The organism is Candidatus Omnitrophota bacterium, from assembly GCA_013791745.1.
Taxonomy (GTDB): domain Bacteria; phylum CG03; class CG03; order CG03; family CG03; genus CG03.
Genome location: VMTH01000026.1, coordinates 1 through 16,958, shown reverse-complemented (window position 1 = coordinate 16,958; position 16,958 = coordinate 1). Strand labels below are relative to the sequence as shown.

The 16,958-nt window shown below is 49.8% G+C and carries 16 protein-coding genes; all 16 read right to left on the bottom strand.

Translation table 11 applies throughout. From position 1 onward, the window contains the following. Positions 1–1,762: hypothetical protein (locus FP827_01235; GenBank protein MBA3051709.1), on the bottom strand; the 1,762-nt coding region annotated here is incomplete at its 3' end. 114 nt (positions 1,763–1,876) lie between these two features. Beyond that, positions 1,877–2,209, bottom strand: a complete 333-nt coding sequence (locus FP827_01230; protein MBA3051708.1) for a hypothetical protein — start codon at positions 2,207–2,209, stop codon at positions 1,877–1,879. A 156-nt stretch (positions 2,210–2,365) separates the two neighbouring features. Next, entirely contained in the window at positions 2,366–2,803 is a 438-nt protein-coding gene (locus FP827_01225; protein MBA3051707.1) for a putative toxin-antitoxin system toxin component, PIN family, read from the bottom strand. Continuing rightward, positions 2,800–3,096 (bottom strand): type II toxin-antitoxin system Phd/YefM family antitoxin, encoded by a 297-nt coding sequence (locus FP827_01220; GenBank protein MBA3051706.1) that lies wholly within the window; start codon positions 3,094–3,096, stop codon positions 2,800–2,802. The genes FP827_01225 and FP827_01220 overlap by 4 nt, the downstream gene beginning before the upstream one ends. A gap of 40 nt (positions 3,097–3,136) precedes the next feature. Continuing rightward, entirely contained in the window at positions 3,137–3,868 is a 732-nt protein-coding gene (locus FP827_01215; GenBank protein MBA3051705.1) for a ribonuclease PH, read from the bottom strand. Further along, positions 3,840–5,261 carry a hypothetical protein gene (locus FP827_01210; protein MBA3051704.1) on the bottom strand — a complete coding sequence of 474 codons (1,422 nt, stop codon included), beginning with the start codon at positions 5,259–5,261 and terminating at the stop codon, positions 3,840–3,842. Before FP827_01210 ends, FP827_01215 begins: the two co-directional genes overlap by 29 nt. Next, a complete protein-coding gene (locus FP827_01205) occupies positions 5,258–7,888 on the bottom strand; it encodes a valine--tRNA ligase (GenBank protein MBA3051703.1) in 2,631 nt (876 codons plus the stop codon). The genes FP827_01210 and FP827_01205 overlap by 4 nt, the downstream gene beginning before the upstream one ends. Continuing rightward, complete coding sequence (locus FP827_01200) at positions 7,878–9,152, bottom strand: GAF domain-containing protein (protein MBA3051702.1); 1,275 nt, start codon at positions 9,150–9,152, stop codon at positions 7,878–7,880. The genes FP827_01205 and FP827_01200 overlap by 11 nt, the downstream gene beginning before the upstream one ends. 16 nt (positions 9,153–9,168) lie before the next feature. Beyond that, on the bottom strand, positions 9,169–9,921 hold the full coding sequence (locus tag FP827_01195; protein ID MBA3051701.1) for a fumarate hydratase: 753 nt from the start codon (positions 9,919–9,921) through the stop codon (positions 9,169–9,171). 12 nt (positions 9,922–9,933) lie between these two features. Next, entirely contained in the window at positions 9,934–11,715 is a 1,782-nt protein-coding gene (locus FP827_01190) for a tetratricopeptide repeat protein (GenBank protein MBA3051700.1), read from the bottom strand. Further along, positions 11,669–13,639 (bottom strand): hypothetical protein, encoded by a 1,971-nt coding sequence (locus FP827_01185; protein ID MBA3051699.1) that lies wholly within the window; start codon positions 13,637–13,639, stop codon positions 11,669–11,671. Before FP827_01185 ends, FP827_01190 begins: the two co-directional genes overlap by 47 nt. A gap of 3 nt (positions 13,640–13,642) precedes the next feature. Then, positions 13,643–14,074, bottom strand: a complete 432-nt coding sequence (locus tag FP827_01180; GenBank protein MBA3051698.1) for a PEGA domain-containing protein — start codon at positions 14,072–14,074, stop codon at positions 13,643–13,645. Next, complete coding sequence (locus tag FP827_01175) at positions 14,071–14,523, bottom strand: hypothetical protein (GenBank protein ID MBA3051697.1); 453 nt, start codon at positions 14,521–14,523, stop codon at positions 14,071–14,073. The genes FP827_01180 and FP827_01175 overlap by 4 nt, the downstream gene beginning before the upstream one ends. Positions 14,524–14,601: 78 nt before the next feature. Next, entirely contained in the window at positions 14,602–15,153 is a 552-nt protein-coding gene (locus FP827_01170; GenBank protein MBA3051696.1) for a fuculose phosphate aldolase, read from the bottom strand. A gap of 12 nt (positions 15,154–15,165) precedes the next feature. Beyond that, positions 15,166–16,827: a methionine--tRNA ligase gene (metG, locus tag FP827_01165; protein MBA3051695.1), complete on the bottom strand. Its 1,662-nt coding sequence runs from the start codon at positions 16,825–16,827 to the stop codon at positions 15,166–15,168. Continuing rightward, positions 16,674–16,958: stage 0 sporulation protein (locus tag FP827_01160; protein MBA3051694.1), on the bottom strand; the 285-nt coding region annotated here is incomplete at its 5' end. The genes metG and FP827_01160, both read right to left, overlap by 154 nt.

The following is a 16,958-nucleotide window of genomic DNA, read 5'->3' as shown; positions in this document are numbered from 1 at the left end:
TGACAGAACGGTAAAGCCAATATTTATTAAGGTCACTCTCCACATTCGCAGTCCAGCTTATATTTAGATTGCCGTCTGTTGCAGGGTCGCTTACCGCAAGGCCTGTCGGATCCGCCGGCGGCGTTGTGTCAGCTCCGAGCGTATAAGGCCCTCCGAAAAGCAAAGTTGATTCGTTACAGAATTTATCAACCGCGACAACACCAATATAATAATTTATTCCAGTAGAAAGCGCGCCCCCTTCCTTATATGAGCTAACGCTGAGAGTTGTGCTGCTGATTCCTTTATTCTGCATTTCAGGCCTGAGAACCGAAGAGAGATGTCCGCCCTGAGCGTCCGTCGTCTGCTCCTTTGCCGTTGTCATCGTGGCGGTGCTGGTGTAGATTGTTGAAATAAAAATATAATACCTCGAAACATCGACCGCGGTTCCGGTCGAAGCCGTCCATGAAACGTCAAAGGAAGAAGCTCCTGCGGTTACGGACAGGTTTGTCGCCGGGCCCGGTCCCTGCCAGTCGTGCGTTTCGGTCACAGCGGTATTATCAACAGAACCCACGGGCGTACCCACTGCGTAATTTCTTCCGAATTCTTTTGCGAATTCCCGCGCAAGCCGGAAATCTTTTATTAAAATAAAATTCTCGTCACTCCCCGGATTATTTTCGGAAGAAGATTGGGAAGCGTTCACAGAACCAACCCCTGCCCAGTCAAGATCAATCACCCAATATTTATGATGGTGTTTACTAAACGCTGTAACCGCCGATTCGCGAATAAAAGGTCCTGTACCGTTCGCATTTGCAATCGCCGCATCATTCCAATCGCTTAAATCATAAGTGCTTGCGGTATCAATACTCTGGTAAACTCCTTCCACAATAGCCCCTGCCGCCGCGCGATTAATACAGGATGCCTCCAATGGATTCTGTATACCTGAATAACCGTATAAATCTGTTATTTCGAAAAATATACTTTCGGCAGCAGTATCAAGAATGGAAATCAAACCATTGGAAGTTGTGGCCACGGCTGCCCACGGCTGGTCTTCCGAACCGAAGAAACTCCTCACCTCTACACCATCCGGCATTGAATAAATGCGGGTTGTCTGCGTTCCTCCGGCAAAGGTCCCGTTGAACATTTCATTAAATTCCGCAAGATAATTCAGCGCAAGATCCTGATCGTAAAGAAAAAGAAAGGTGTTGTTTTGGCTTTCCCATCCTCCTTCGTTAAAATTCCCCGAACCCATCATCACTGCCGCATTAACAGAATCATTGGGGTCTCTTATAATAATTTTGTCGTGCATATAATTTGCTGACCCCGCAGTCGTCCGGTCATTCATCGGAATCGTAGCGGTGATATCCGGGTGAATAGCCTCGTTGGTGACGCTTCCCTGCGCATCGTCCCCTACAACTCTCACGTCCACGCCGGAAACGTCCAAACTGTTGATATTCAGAACCACTTTATTATTCAACGTGTCACTCCATGAATAGTTCGCGACATAGCACATAGACGAGGCTTTCAACATAAAATCACTAATATAGGTTTCCAATGCGCTGGCGCTTCCTATGGTGCCGTCTCCGGCGGTAAAATATACTTCCCACCATGACGCGGCAAAAGCCGTCGCCGGCAACATAATAAACAGCAACAAAAAAATAGGGACGGAGGTAATTAATTTTCCGAAAATTCTATGTTTTCTAATTTTGTGCGGACGCGTATCATTAGTAGCGGTATCTACCGGTTCTTTAAGCCGTTTATTTCTAAACATAACTCCCCCACTCATTAGTCTTTTTATACTTCATAATTATATCCTCCATAATTGCAATTTTCATATCAGGGAAAGGCCCAAGAAAGTTATAGAAATTTCGCTGAGACGAAAATTAGACGCGAAAAAATGTTACTCGAGCTTAACCGAGTATTTTGAACGGGAGATACCCGCTGTGAAAAAATTTTCCGCGTTGATAAGTTTTGCGCTGTCCGCAGCCTTATTAAAGCACGGTAAACCCGATGAAATAAGATAGTGGGTGAACTTCCCGCCGTCGTCGGACAGAACCGGCACCTCGCGCAGGTCATTGTCAAAGACGGCTGAGATTGAAGAAGTGTCGTCGGGCGTTTCAAGAAGAAACGCGCAGTCAGCGGCTATATCGCCGGATGTCCCGGCAAATGATTCCGCCGGAAAAAAAACGGCAACAGCAGCAAGAGCCGTAATTATGAAAATCGCTTTTTTCATCACTATATTGTATTCCTTAATGAGCGGAATTGTCAATAGGCAAATTTTTCCTGTCATTTTTCCGCAACTTGCTGTAACGCCTGTTTATGGGATCCTATTGGCGCCCAGTGGATAGTAATCTTGCGATGAGATTGCACACAATCCCTCAAATACAAGTTAATCAAGTTCTGATATGGAATGCTTGTTTTGCCGGCTCTTCAATACATCAAGAAACTTACGGAGTGATACCACTTGAATGCCGTTTCGCAACTTGCGCGGAAAATGTTTCACATTGCCGGTGACGAGACAATCAACATTGCCTGATATCGCGACTTCAAGAAACTGTTCATCGCCAGGGTCGGGAAGAGAGGCCGGCAATGGCGATGCATTGTAAACCTCCGCAACACTTTCAATGTATTCCATAATAACATCTATACTGTTGTGTTTTATTTTGAAAAGCGACCGCCGAAGGACGTCCTCATATTCAAACAAAATTCTCGAGTCAACACAGATGGTGAAGCTGTTTGTGGTTAGCATCCTGACAATTTCCCCGCATACTCCAAATGGCGTAAGCATGCCTGAAACCAAAACATTCGTATCCATTACGATTCTCACCGGGCGCGTTTCCGACGGATGTTTCTGGTCTTTTTAATCTCAATATCTATGTCGTTCATTGAAATAGTGTCTGTTCCCCGCTGCATAGAGTTCTGCTGGATAGCTGTAATTGCCTGGGTAGCCCGAACTTGTCTCCATGCGGATAGCGATTTCTCAACATTGGTCTCGTCAACAGCCGTCAACACAGCGACAGGACGGCCATTGCTGGTTATTACCATTTCCCTCTCATTCAGAAGTTCGCTCCACACCTGCGCGGACTTACCCCGCAAATCACGCACACTTAAAAATTTCATTGTCTGCCCCCTTTGTCACTCAATTGTATACACATATGTGTTACAATGTCAAGGCTTCGGCCAGAGCTGATTTGATGGCGTTTTTCTGCATTGCTATGATGTCTTTGATCGCGGCGGCGGCCATTTCCGTCAATTTTCCGAGTTGTGCGGCTGTAAACAGTTTTTCCTCGCCGCTTGACTGTATTTCCGCGAAGTTATCACCGTCGCCCACGACATTCATATCGCAGGTCGCCATGTAATCTTCCTCATAATCCAGGTCAAGCAGAGCCTCACCCTCAACGATGCCGCAGCTGACGGCGGCGAGGTGCCCGCTAATCGGGAAATTGAAGATCTTCCGCGCTTTCTGCTGTCTTTTGAAAAAAATGTAAAGCGCCGTAAACGCCCCTGTAATGGCCGCCGTGCGCGTTCCCCCGTCGGCCTGGAGCACATCGCAGTCCACCTTAACGGTCTTTTCGCCAAAAGCGCCCAAATCCGTCACGCACCTCAGGCTTCTGCCTATAAGCCGCTGTATTTCCTGCGTGCGGCCGGAGATCTTTTCTCTCTCCCTGCGGTTGCGCGGAACCGTGGCGTAAGGCATTATGGAATATTCGGCGTTAAGCCATCCCGTGCCGGTGCCCCTCAGATAGGGCGGCACAAAATTATCCATGCCCACGCTCGTGAGCACCTTCGTGTTCCCGAAAGACACCAGCGTCACCCCCGACGGCACCCCCTGAAAATCAGGGATGATCTCAATTTTTCTCAGTTCATCCGCTTTTCTGTTTTTTCTTGCCATTTATCACTCCCTGCGCCGTAAGAATCAGCGTTGCCAGAATAGCCGACAAAACGAGCGCGTACTTTCTTCTGCAGTTATTTTTCTCAAAAAGAAGCCTTTCTTCGGATAACAATCCCAGGACGGGGTATTTTTTAAATTTCCTCGTATGAGCGTCCTTCTCCAGAAGGACATATTCGTCCGCCGATAAGGGGTAAAAGGCCTGATATTCGGCGGATGAAAGCTGTTTTCTTAAAAAATTGAGATGGTTTTCATCCCTGAGATAAACCGCCGACGGAGAATGACTGTTCAAAAGGACCCCGTGCGCGTCTTCATCCGGAGTGCCGGGCGAGGGAGCGATAAGATATTTCACTCCGTCATCGTCACGGATTTTTCTCACCTTAAGGCCTGACATCAGAACAGTGTGATGTTCCTCGTCAAGAAAAGCGATCTTGAGGGAGCGGGGGTAAAAAAGGAGCATGCCGTTTGAGTCTTTGGCCATGACGATAAACTCTTCCGCCATTGAATACAGGTTGAAAATTTTTTTCTGCCCCGCTGAGGCGACCCCCACTATCGCCCTGTCCGTATCATCCGCGGCGGAAAATATAATGCGGTCACCGGATATATATATCTCGTCTATAATATAAGGAAGATCCGCGAAAAGGATTTCCGGTTTCTCTGAAATACCGCCGTGGAGAATATGGGATTTCCCGCCGGAGATAACGACAACGGCGCAGGATATACCGTCGCTGTCAAAGGCCTTTAAAAACAATTTACCGAAGGCGCCCTGCGAAACCGGACTATCACAGTTGTAATAAAGGAAATTCTTTTTCCTCTTTATATCCACAAACCAGAGCGAATTCCTGAGCCTGTAGGCGGCGAGGTCTCCCCCTGCGGACTGGATCTGATTGAAATACTGGGATTCTTCAAGCAGTATGGAAGATTTGCCGTTTTTTTCTTCCGCAAGGTAGAATTTGCCGTTCATCTGGAATAAAGCCAGAAAAGCCCCTTTATGCGGAACGGGCCTCCCAAAATAATCCCTCACGCCGGAGTAATCGGCTTTGAGGCCGAGCGCGGAGATTATAACTTCAAGAGACTTTTTTATATTAAAATTGTCTCCTCCCTCAAGCAAAGCCGTTTTCCTCTGACGGTCAAAAGTGTTCTTATGCTCAGGAGCGATAAGAACGCTGATCCTTTCCGAACCGCCGCGGGAAAGGATTTTATCAAGCAAATTTGAAAAAGAAAATATTTTTTTGCTCAAAATAATCGCGCGGTATTTTTCCTGCGGTGTGACGGGCTTAGGGTATTGCCAGGTGATGCGGAATTTTTCCCTGTTGACGGATTCCTTTTCCATCGCCGGAGCCGAGGCCAGCAACATGGCCGGAACAAAAGCGAACAAAAATATGACCGGCGTCATCCTTCGTCAAGTGAGGCGAGAAACTCAGCGGTTTTTTCTTTTTTTGAATTAAAATTGGCGAGGAGCTCTTTTTTCTGTTCCACCACTTCCTTTGATGCGGAACTGATAAAATTAGGATTGGCCAGCAGCGCTTCAAGTTTTGCCGCGTGGATTTCTATTTTTTCTATTTCCCGCGCGGCTGTCTCTTTTTCAACTTTTATATCTATGAGCTCTGACACCGGCACGGAACATTTGAGCCCAGGTGTGGCGAAATTCGCCGCTCCGGTGCCAGGCGCAGGGCCGAATTCCATGGATTCCGCTCTCGTCAGAGGCAGAATAAAATACTCCGCTTCGGCGAGTTTTTTTTCAAAAACTTCATCCGTATCAACGATGATTTTAACTTTTACCGTCGCGGGTATGGCGAGCCTTGAGCGGATGTTGCGCACACCCTGGATGAGCTCGAAAATAGCGTTCATATCTTCTCTGGCGCCGGGAAAAGAAACCGCAGCTTCCGGCCAGACGCAGTCCATTATGCTATCCGGATCGTCGCAGGTCATTATCTGTCCGTAAATTTTTTCCGTTATAAAGGGGATGACGGGATGCATGACAATGAGCAGTTCCCTGAATATCCTGCCCACAAGCCCTGCGGAAACCCCGTCCCCGCGCAGCTTGAGTATTTCAAGATACCAGTCGCAGAAAGATGACCAGAAGAATTCCCACATGATACGGGTATATCTGGCAAGGTCGTAGGAATCCAGCGCATCTTCCGCGGATCTGACAAAAGCCGAGAACTCGGAAACAATCCATCTGTCCGGCAGCGATTGCGCTTCTTTCATATCGGCATACGATTCTGCCCTCAGACGGTCCACAACAACCGCGGCGTTTGAGATTTTGTTCATAAAATTTCTTGAGGCGATGAAATTTTCTTCACACGCCTGAAGGTCATGGCCTAAAACGGCCTGTTTTGTCAGTGAATACCTGAGGCTGTCAACGCCGTATTTGGAAGTTATTTCCAGCGGGTCTATGGTGTTGCCCAGGGATTTTGACATTTTTTTCCCGTGACGGTCGCGCACGATGCCGTGTATGTAAACGTCAGAAAAAGGTATGTCCCCCGCGAATTTAATGCCCATCATCAGCATCCGGGCGACCCACAGATAAAGTATTTCGTGACCCGTTACAAGAACAGAAGTCGGGTAATAATATTTCAACTCAGGCGTTTTTTCCGGCCAGCCGAAAACCTCAAAAGGCCACATCCCCGACGAAAACCATGTGTCCAGCACATCGGGATCCTGAAAGATATCCGCGCCGCCGCAGACGGGGCATTTCTCCGGTTTGACGGAAGAGACAATAACCCCCGCATGCGCTTCGGATGAACGCCCCTGACAGTCCCTGCAATAATAAACAGGGAGCCTGTGGCCCCACCATATCTGGCGCGACAGGCACCAGTCTCTTATCTCGCTGAGAAAATTCAGGAAAGGTTTTTTCCAGTGGTCGGGATAAAAACGGACCCGGCCGTCATCAAGGGCTTTTATCGCGGGTGCGGCGAGATCCTTCATCTCCAGAAACCATTGGAGTGAGAGCATGGGCTCTATCGCCTCGCCGCATCGGTAGCACACCGACACCGAATGCTTTAAATCCTCGATTTTTTCAAGAAGCCCCTCTTCCTCAAGCATCGCGCAGACTTTTTTCCGCGCTTCGTATCTGTTAAGGCCCGCGAATTCCGCGCCGGCCTCGGGTGTCATAATCCCCTTCTCGTCAATAACTTTTATCGTCGGAAGATTATGGCGGGCGCCGATATCAAAATCCGTGAAATCGTGAGCGGGCGTCACCTTGACGGCGCCGGTGCCGAAACCCTCCTCCACCATGCTGTCGAAGACAACCGGTATTTCTCTGCCGGAGAGGGGAAGTATGAGTTTTTTACCCGCGAGAGCCCTAAACCTTTCGTCTTTGGGATTGACCGCGACCGCCACATCGCCGAGCATCGTTTCCGGGCGTGTTGTGGCCACGACCACCCACTTCCCCTTCTCGTCGGCGACAGGATATTTTATATACCAGAGTTTCCCCGTTTCGTCTTTGTATTCCACCTCTATGTCGGAAAGTGATGTTCCGCAGCGTACGCAGTAATTGATGAGCCGGTGCCCCCTGTATATCCTGCCCTCCCCGTAAAGTCTGACAAAAGCTTCCGTCACGGCGCGGGAGCAGGTCTCATCCATCGTAAAATGTATGTTGTCCCAGTCACAGGCGCAGCCCAGTTTTTTTAATTGTTCGAGGATGGAGCCGCCGTAGAGTTGTTTCCATTCGTTCACGCGGCGGAGGAATTCTTCCCTGCCCATGTCTATCCTGTTTTTTCCTTCTTTGGCGAGTTCTTTTTCAACAACATTCTGTGTGGCTATCCCGCCGTGGTCTGTGCCGGGCGCCCATTTCACATTCCTTCCCCGCAGTTTGGCCGCGCGGATAAGAATATCCTGAAGGGTGTTGTTGAGGGCATGCCCCATGTGCAGGCGCCCGGTCACATTCGGCGGCGGAATGGCTATGGAAAAAGGCTTTCTTCCGTCGGGGACACCCGCGAATTTTTTACCGTCCTCCCATATCCTGTAAATCGCTTCCTCAAAACCGGGCTCGTATTTTGACGCTTTTTTATTTTCCATAGTATCTCGCGAAGGCCTCTACAACCATGCTCTGCGCGGGGGTAAACTCCGATGAGGACAGCACCCTGTAAAAATCCTCCAGGCTGTATTTTTGGAGGAGATCCTCGTCGTCGGAAACAATGACGAAATTTTCCACTTTTTCAAGATTTATGCCCCGGACAATGTCAAGGAGATTAATTTTGAAAAAAGCTTCAACGCACACGGGATCGAATTTCACGCCCACATCGTTTTTCAGTATATTGAGCACGCCGAGTATGGGCATGGGATTCCTGTAATGCCTCTTTGACGTCACCGCGTCAAAGACATCGCAAACGGCTATGATCCTGGCAAAGAAAGGGATGCCCATGCCTTTTATGCCGCGCGGATAACCGCTGCCGTCCATATTTTCATGGTGTGAGGAAGCGATTTCGGGGATCTGGCGGAATTCTCTCTTAAAATATATTTTTCCGAGGATTTCGCGGGTAAAGACCGTGTGGCTTTTTATCTGCTCAAATTCCTCGTCGGTGAGCTTCCCTGTCTTGGAGAGAATGTGCTCCCTGACTCCGACCTTCCCCATGTCATGCATCCACGAGGAATATTTAAGGAGCTCAATATCGTGCTTCATGAGTTTCATCGCCTCGCCTGTCTTTATCGCGAAAAAAGTCACCCTTCTGGAATGACCTGCCGTTATATAATCCCTCTTATCCAGCGTATCCGATAGAGTGTCAATAAAACTCTCAAACATCTTTCTCTGCTCGTCGTAAAGAAAAGCGTTTTCAACAGCGTCGGCCGCCTGACGGGCGAGGAGAAGCAGTATTCTCTCATCCTCCGTGTCAAAAACGCCGCTTCTTTTGTTCAGCACCTGGAAAACGCCTATACTCTCGCCCATTTTGTCTTTCATCGGACAGGTGAGAATGGTTTTTGTCACATAACCGGTTTTCCTGTCTGTGCCGGTGTCAAACCTCTCGTCGGCATAAGCGTCTTTGATGTTTATGACTTCGCCGCTTCGCGCCACGGCCCCGGCGATGCCCTTGTCAAGCGGGATCCTGATCTCGCGCGACCCCATGCCGTCGGCTATCTTGCTGTAGAGCGTGTCACTGTCAAAATCCCTCAAAAAAACCGTGCAGCGTTCAGCGTCAAGTATCTCGCGGGTTTCGCCCATTATCATTTTCAGGAGCTCATCCAGATTCAGTATGCGGGAGGAGACCTTGTGTCCGAAATCAAGAAGCGATTCCAGCCGCTTTTTTTCTACCCTGAGCTGCTCCAGCTCTTCTTTATTTTCCATATATTCTTCGCTTTTTCTAAATCTTCCCTTTTCTCAGGCACCAGCATGACATGCTTATCCCGACGCTCATAGTCGCCATGTGCATCGGGAGTTCGCCTATTCTAACACAAAGAACAGTGTTTTTACCACCCCAGCCGCCGGGGCCTATGCCGCTTCTGTTTATTTCCGCATAGATTTTATTCTCCATGCGGGACATCGGCTTGCACTGGTCTTTCAGGAGCATCCTCTCGGAGGCCAGCATCGCGTCGTGAGGAGCCCCGCCTATTCCGACACCCACAAAAACCGGCGGGCAGCAGTACGGCGCTTTTGAAATAACAAAAGCCGCTATTTCCCGCTCGAGGCAATTCGCATCCGACGAGGGATTCGCGCTTATAAGGCCGGAGCAATTCATGGCGCCGCCGCCCCTTATGAGAAATGACGGCGTAAAATCATCCGGCGCCAGATTGACCGACGGAAGGTTCCTTTTGTCCACTTTTCTGTCAAAGGGCTTCCTCACCTGGGAATCTCTCAGCCTCCCGTAGGATTTTCTGACGGCTTCTCTCAAAGCCCTGATGTCGGCGTGCGCGCCCACGTGAAAAGAAACAATGCCGGTGTCCTGACAGAGAGGGAACGATTTCTTTTTCGCGATGGCTATGTTCTCTTCTATAAGTTTCAGGAACTGCCTGCCCCTCGGGCTCTTTTCGTTTTTCAGGGCCTTCCTGATACAGGCTGACACATCGGGGGTGAGCTCATAATTAGCGCGCAGGATTTTTTCTTCAAGGTTTGTCATTTTATACCGTCCTCATTCTTTCATTTTTTCCATCATCACGATAGCCTTGGCGTTATTCGGATCTCTTTTGAGCACTTCCCTGAAACAGGCGGCGGCTTCCTTCAGCCGGCCCTCGTAAAAATATGTGTAGCCGAGATTGAAGTGCGAATCCACCATGTCCGGGTTCAGGGCCAGCGCGTTGTTATAGGCCTCTATGGCTTTCGGACGGTTCCCGGTAGAAAAGAAAATATTACCTATGTTGTTCCACAAACCGGGAGACGGCCTTATCCCCGCGGCTTTTATGAAAGCGTCGGCGGCGGGCCTCCAGTTCTTCTCCTTGGCATAAAACCAGCCGAGATTATAAAGAGCGTCATAATCAGCGGGGTTCTCCGCTAGCTTTTTTTTCAGCGACATTATTTTTCCGCTTTCCACCGCTTCGTGAAAATCCGGTTCCGCTGATGTTTCTTTCAGCGCCTTGAACGGCCTGAGCATTCCAGGAATAAAATAAACGAGCATCAGAAAGGCCGCGATGGACGGGAGAGCGCGCTTAAAAACCGAATCGTCAAGGGATATTTTTTCGCTTTCGCTAGTTTCAGCCTTAAAGAGAGCGAAAATAAAATAGAGCATGGCGGCGGTGATCATATATCTCATGTTGACCGAAAATAGATTGTTAACGAGAATGCCGGCGGCGGCGGCCGTATAGCAGGGGTCTTTGACATTCTTAAAAAAAGTGAAAACTATCATCATGAAGAGGACGATTCCCGGGAAGCCCAGTTCCGCGAAAATTTCCAGAAATTCATTATGCGCGAAATTTACGATGTTTTGTTTCTGCGGGTATATTTTTTTAAGTTCATCCGACGCATAATCGGGAAAACTCGTCGCAAAAGCCCCCGGCCCCACGCCCATGGGGTTTTTAACCGCCATAACCAGCGTGTCACGCCATATCAGCAGCCGTCCCATATCCCGCATCCAGAAAGCGCGCGTTACATAGCCCGCCAGAGCCGAGGCGGCGATCAGCGCTAAAAGGACGGTTCGCAGAGACGGTATTTTTTTCCTGTAAAAAACGAGCAGATAAACGGCAATGCCCGTCAAAGCCCCCACATAACCGCCGCGGGAATTGATGTAATAAAAATCCAGCGCGAACACGGCCGCCGACGCCGCGGCGAAAATTTTCCACCTTAATTGTTTCTCGTTAAAAAGCGCGAGCACGAAAGGCAGCGCTATGACAAGATACGCGGCGAAAAAATTCTGATTACCGAATGTCGCGTAAGGCGGCGATATTTTCGGCACCCGCATGGGCCCTATGGGAGTGCCGAAATTCTGCCAGAGGCCGTATAGCGCCGCGAGAAACGCCGTGACGGCGAATATTCTGCGTATTAAAGATTTCTCCGACGGGAGAATAAACTGCCCCGCCCCGAAAAAAATCCCGGCGCAGAGCAGGTTTTTTTCCATTTCCATCCGGGCGACATTCTTGTCGGGAAAAATAAGATAACGCGCCAGCACATACAAAAAATAAAACAGTACCCATTTATCAAGAGCGTTTTTTCTCCACACAATTTTTGATTTCAATGTCGCCGCGAATAAAACCACTGACAGAAAAATAAGCGCACCGCTTTCCAGCGCCACCAATTTTAGACGGTAATGCTTGACATCTATCAGAAAAGCGACGCTAAGAAAAAACACGCTATACAGTAGGGAACGGTACAAGGCAGTGTGACTGTAACCCTTCATTTTTTTAGTCCCTGGACTCGCCTGTAAAGCGTCCCCTTCATGGGAGAATGGGGATGACGGCGCCTCTCTTGCTGAGATAAGCATTCAGCGCGCGTTTCTGCGAAAGAGACCCGGGCGTTATTATATCGAACACATTGGGCGATTTTAAATCAGGACGCCCGCCGCCCGGATAAACGGCGTCTTTCTCCCGTTTGACCTCAAGAACATTGCCTTTGTCATCCCTCATATATGAGACAAAGGTGAGGCCGCAGGCGGCCAGATCGTACGGAAATTCAGGGAGTGAAACAGTGGCTATCCTGGACGAAGAATCCAATTTGACCGGTACGGCGATGCCGGCCGCGGCGCCTTTTATAAGCATCGCGGACGACGAAGACACCCTCAGGCAGAATTCCCAGTAAGCGCTTTCCTGCATAAAACAGTTCAGGCCGGGCATGGCCCGCCCCTCGCCTTTTTTCTTTATGCCGTTTATATCTATGTATAAGTCAAATCCGCTGTGCCACTCCCGCTCTGAAACCGGCCCCGCAAAATAAAACTGTAAATCGACTTTTTGCCCTGTCTGCCTCAGCGACAGAGACATTATGTCGCACATCCCGGAGGGAGCGCCGTCGGGCATCGCATACCAGCCCGGGCCCTTGGCGTCGCCGACAGGATCGAGCCATTTCTTTTTCACGGAACCGGCGGGCAGAGAAATAGCCAGCGCCCTGCTGCCGGAGGCCGTGGAAAGCCTTATAAAAAAGGATATGTTCGTGCGCGCCGAAAGCTGCATGAAAGTCAGCGGCATACTGACCGAAAAAGAGCCGCTGCTGCGCTCGACGGCAGACACACTCCACATCCTTTCCCACTCATTCTGCCCGGCCCTGTAAAAAACATTGTTCCCGCCGCTCGATATGCAGAAATTGACAGGCCCCTGAAGCTCTCCGCCGTTGAGAGCCTGCCGCGTCGTATAACCCGCGGCGGGATTCCACCAGTAGAATTCCAGAAGAGCCGATGTGGAAACGGAAGATGAAAAATTCCCGTCTATACGCATATATCCGTCCTCGGAAGAAATGGTATACGCTAAAAGATCCTCGGAAACGCTTATCGGGAGCTCCCTGAGTTCGTCAAACAGCATTTCCGCCCCCGACGCGAAGTCTTTCGGCAGGGATTCCTCAATGTCCTCATAAATACCGGCGACGGCGTAAAAAACTTTTTCAAGCGACGATTCTCCTATCCAGTTTGATATATCCTCCGCGGCGTAAGCTTTTTCAAGCGCCGCTGAAAGTCTATCCCTTTCCGCGCGGCCGGAATTTTTGTACCGCTCAAGTTTTTTCCGCGCTTCGGAAAAATGTTCCCACATCTTCAGATTTATATCGCTGAGCACAATGCCGCCGGTGCCGGATAAAACTTCCCGCGGAGCGTTTTCAGCTTTTTCCGGCATATTATCCGCAAGCTGCCGGGCGAGGCCGTCAAAAGACAGCGCCTTATAATACACGGGTTCGTCGCTCACATTCGCCAGATCCTGCCGCGCGGAGCAGGAAATAATGTCTATGGATGAGGGCCCGTGCTTAAAAACACCGCCGGCGCCGATACGAAAAACAGTTTTTATGCCCGATCTGGCCAGAATATCAAAACACTCGTCAGGCGGCATCTGAGCGCCTATGAATATTTCCTCGGCATCAGTGCCGCTCAACCGGGAATATCTCATCAGATTGCCGGCCAGAATATCCCGGAAATCAGATACGCCCAGAGTGGCCACGCCTCTCATCCACACATTCGGGCTCAATCCCGCCACAACGCCAAATTCGGATTTTTCGGCAAGAACGCATATTATCCTTTTTTCCCATGGCTCCATTTCTTTTGGAAGAAGTATCCTGTAAGGAATATCTTTCGTTTCGGCGATGAAATTAATGCAGTCCGGCACCTGTTCGGAAGCGATGTCCGACGCGTCTATAAGAAGACTATAGCCTTGGGCGGAACCGCACAGGCAGAAAAGCATAAAAAACAAAAAATTTCGAAGACCCGAAAACATGAATTATTTTTTTTTCAGATTAACCGAAAACTCTTTTGCGCTGCCACGGGTGAGAGTGATCATTTTTTCCCACGGGTAGTAACCTTCCTTGAAGAGTTTTATTGAATACTGGCGAGGCACCTCGGAGACGGAAACGATTTTTATAGAGGCGGGAGTTTGCGCTTTATGGTAGCCGTTTATAAAAACTTTAGCGGCGGAAGGAACCGAATTGATGGATATGTAGGCCGCGGGATCCGCTTTATCCGTCACGGGCTGGGGCTTTTTTTCAGAAGTAGGTACGGGCGCTTTCTTTTCAGGAGCTTTCTCCGATTGGGGGGCGGCTTTCGTTTTTACACCCGATAACGGGGAGGACGCCTCCTGATAAATAATGTTCCCCGCGGCAAGTAAAAGCACGATGTTTACCGCCAGGATCGTGCCGAGGACTGTTTTTTTCATGCCCTTGGCCTTTCCAGTTGAACAATATGCCCGTCGAGAGCTTCAACAAAATCTTTTTGCTTGAGGATCTCGCCGCTGATGCTTTTCAGGCTTTTTTCCACCGAATCAATTTTCCCGGCAAGCTCTAAACTATTTTTTTTCAATTCATCCAGCTCCGGCAGTTTTATTTCCTGGGACTGCCCTTTCAAGCCCGCCGCAATCTCGGCGGCTATTTTCTTGGTATCGATCGGAACCGGAGCCCCGCCGCCGCCTTTAAGGGCGGACAGCATTTTTGTTATGGTGTCTATCATGCGTTTTTCCGAAGCTATCACCGCATTCTGCACATCATTCGTCTTGCCGGCCGGTGCAGAGGGCTTTTTATCGCTTTTGATGAGTAAAAACCAGAGAACGGTATTTATCACTCCAAAAGCCACGGCAACCGCACCCAGAACTATTATCGGATTCTCCATTACTATCTCCTTCCGCCCGTGCGGACTTTCAGCCTCAATTTATTATCAGAACGCGGCTATGCGTAATCTGAATTGGCCTTACCCTGATATCTTTTTATAGTATAAAATTTTACAGGCACTTTCAAGAACAGAGGTGAGATTATAGCATTCCGCCAGATTCGCCGCCCCTGCCCAGGAACCGTGCCTCTTGATGACGCACACCGGATACTTGCTTATGAGCGGAGGGAGTTTCATAACAACTTCCTCGGAGCCGATAGCGTTTTCCGCGCTTATAACCGGCACCTCCTTAATGTAAAACGAGCCCTCGGCATCAATGGGTTTTATAACATCATTGTCAAATGACAGAACCGTGGCGAAGAGGGGGTGCGCGTGTATCAGCGCCCCGAAGGATGTAGAGCGGTATATGGCCCTGTGTACATCCACTTCCACCGACGCGCCGTCATCCCTGTTTTTATCGTTGACATTAACCCTGACTATGTTATCCGAGCTCAGATTCGCCGCGTACGCGCCGTGCGCGGTGATATAAAAAGAATCCCCGTCCCTGACGCTTATGTTTCCCGACGTGGAATGGATTATCTTTTCGTCGAACAGCGCCCTGCCGATCTTTATGAATTCATTGAGTTTCATCATCTTTCTCTCCTGTTATTTCTCCACCGCCGGAAAAAGGATCCCGCCGCCCGGGATGGAGCGGCCTTTCCGCACCGCTCCGGGCTCGGGCATTTGAATTTCCCAGTCAATATGAGCGGCCATTTCAGCGCATTTCACCGGCATAAAAGGGGAAAGCAGCCCCGTGACGAACTCAAGACATCCCTCGAGCGTGAGCAGAACATCATTGAGCGCCGGCGATTTTTCCTTATACATAACCCAGGGCTTTTTGTCCTCTATAAAACGGTTGGCCGCGTCAACGAGTTCCCAGAGCGCGTTCAGCGCGCCGTGAAAGCGCAGTTCGTCCATGCTCCGCGAAAAACTTTCAAGCGTTTCTTTCTGCTTTTGAAGTATTGCCGCGTCAAAAGAACCTTCGGCCGGCGTCTTGCCGGCGAAATATTTTTCGATCATCACCTCCGTCCTCTTGAAGAGATTGCCGAGAGGATTTGCCAGATCCGAGATATATCTTGCCTCAATCCGTTCGAGCGAAAAAGCCCCGTCTGTACCGAAAGGCATTTCCCTGAGGAAAAAAAATCTCAGGATATCCGGGTGAAGTTTGCCGCACACCTCATAGGGCGTGACGATATTGCCCGTTGATTTTGATATCTTGTCATCTCTCAGCGTCCACCATCCGTGGCCATACACCTTTTGAGGCAACGGCAATTCCAGCGCCATGATCATGGCCGGCCAGATAACCGTGTGAAAATAATAGATCTCCTTGCCGACAATGTGACAGTCCGCCGGCCAGAGTTTACTGAAAAGTTCCGGGTCGGCCGGAAATCCCGCGGCTGATAAATAATTCAACAGGGCGTCAAACCACACATAAATGGTCTTTGACGGGTCGCCCGGAACGGGGATGCCCCATGTCACCCTTTCCCTCGTCACGCACAGATCCTTCAGGCCGCGCCTGACGGTATCCATTGTTTTGTTTGCCATGCCCGACGGCTGGAGAAAATCCGGATTGGCTTTGTAGAAATCCAGAAGCTTATCCCCATAGGCGGAGAGCCGGAAAAAGAGAGCGCTCTCTTTTTTGATCTCCGTGATCTTTTTGCCGCAGTCGGGACAGCTGTCGCCGGCGTCCTTCACCTGCTGGTCGGTAAAAAAAGTCTCACAGCTCACGCAGTAAGGCCCCTCATATTCGGCATCGTAAATATCGCCTTTAGCCCGGAGTTTTCTGAACACTTCCTCCACCGTTTTTTTGTGAGCGCTGTCCGTCGTGCGCACAAAGCCGTCATAGGCAATATTCATAAAAGACCAGAGTTTTCGCGCGTCATCCGCGTAGCGGTCAACCCAATCCTGCGGTTCTACACCGTCTTTCAGGGCGCTGCGGTATATTTTTTCTCCGTGCTCATCCATGCCGGTGAGCATAAAAACTTCCCGGCCTCTCAGGGCCTGCCATCTTTTCGCCACATCCGCGGCTACGGTTGAGTAGGCGTGGCCTATGTGAAGGGGCGCGTTGGCGTAATATATCGGGGTGGTGATGTAGAAGATCTTATCCCCCACTCTCACTCCTTGATCTGGTGGCAGCAGAGCGTTTTGCCGCAGGGTCCGGTAGCCTTCTGGTTCGCGCAGCGCAGAGTCTTTCCCCTGCTTTTGCCGAAAAGCGTACAGCAGAAAGGCCTTCCGCACACGCCCAGGCCTCCTATGACACGGGCGCATTCTATTCCCGACACCTGCACCATCTGCACATGCGAGTGCAGACGCGCGTTTATGTCTTTGATAAGCTCCCTGAAATCCACTCTTGAATTCGCCGTGTAATACGCGAACACTCTTCTCTTTTCAAAAGTGTA

What these genes read in the sequence shown, in the direction of transcription:
- FP827_01230 (MBA3051708.1), bottom strand. Translation starts at nt 2,209, where the DNA reads ATGAAAAAAGCGATTTTCATAATTACGGCTCTTGCTGCTGTTGCCGTT.
- FP827_01220 (MBA3051706.1), bottom strand. Translation starts at nt 3,096, where the DNA reads ATGAAATTTTTAAGTGTGCGTGATTTGCGGGGTAAGTCCGCGCAGGTG.
- FP827_01215 (MBA3051705.1), bottom strand. Translation starts at nt 3,868, where the DNA reads ATGGCAAGAAAAAACAGAAAAGCGGATGAACTGAGAAAAATTGAGATC.
- FP827_01210 (MBA3051704.1), bottom strand. Translation starts at nt 5,261, where the DNA reads ATGACGCCGGTCATATTTTTGTTCGCTTTTGTTCCGGCCATGTTGCTG.
- FP827_01205 (MBA3051703.1), bottom strand. Translation starts at nt 7,888, where the DNA reads ATGGAAAATAAAAAAGCGTCAAAATACGAGCCCGGTTTTGAGGAAGCG.
- FP827_01200 (MBA3051702.1), bottom strand. Translation starts at nt 9,152, where the DNA reads ATGGAAAATAAAGAAGAGCTGGAGCAGCTCAGGGTAGAAAAAAAGCGG.
- FP827_01195 (MBA3051701.1), bottom strand. Translation starts at nt 9,921, where the DNA reads ATGACAAACCTTGAAGAAAAAATCCTGCGCGCTAATTATGAGCTCACC.
- FP827_01190 (MBA3051700.1), bottom strand. Translation starts at nt 11,715, where the DNA reads ATGCTTATCTCAGCAAGAGAGGCGCCGTCATCCCCATTCTCCCATGAA.
- FP827_01185 (MBA3051699.1), bottom strand. Translation starts at nt 13,639, where the DNA reads ATGTTTTCGGGTCTTCGAAATTTTTTGTTTTTTATGCTTTTCTGCCTG.
- FP827_01180 (MBA3051698.1), bottom strand. Translation starts at nt 14,074, where the DNA reads ATGAAAAAAACAGTCCTCGGCACGATCCTGGCGGTAAACATCGTGCTT.
- FP827_01175 (MBA3051697.1), bottom strand. Translation starts at nt 14,523, where the DNA reads ATGGAGAATCCGATAATAGTTCTGGGTGCGGTTGCCGTGGCTTTTGGA.
- FP827_01170 (MBA3051696.1), bottom strand. Translation starts at nt 15,153, where the DNA reads ATGATGAAACTCAATGAATTCATAAAGATCGGCAGGGCGCTGTTCGAC.
- metG (MBA3051695.1), bottom strand. Translation starts at nt 16,827, where the DNA reads ATGCGCCCGTGTCATAGGAGGCCTGGGCGTGTGCGGAAGGCCTTTCTG.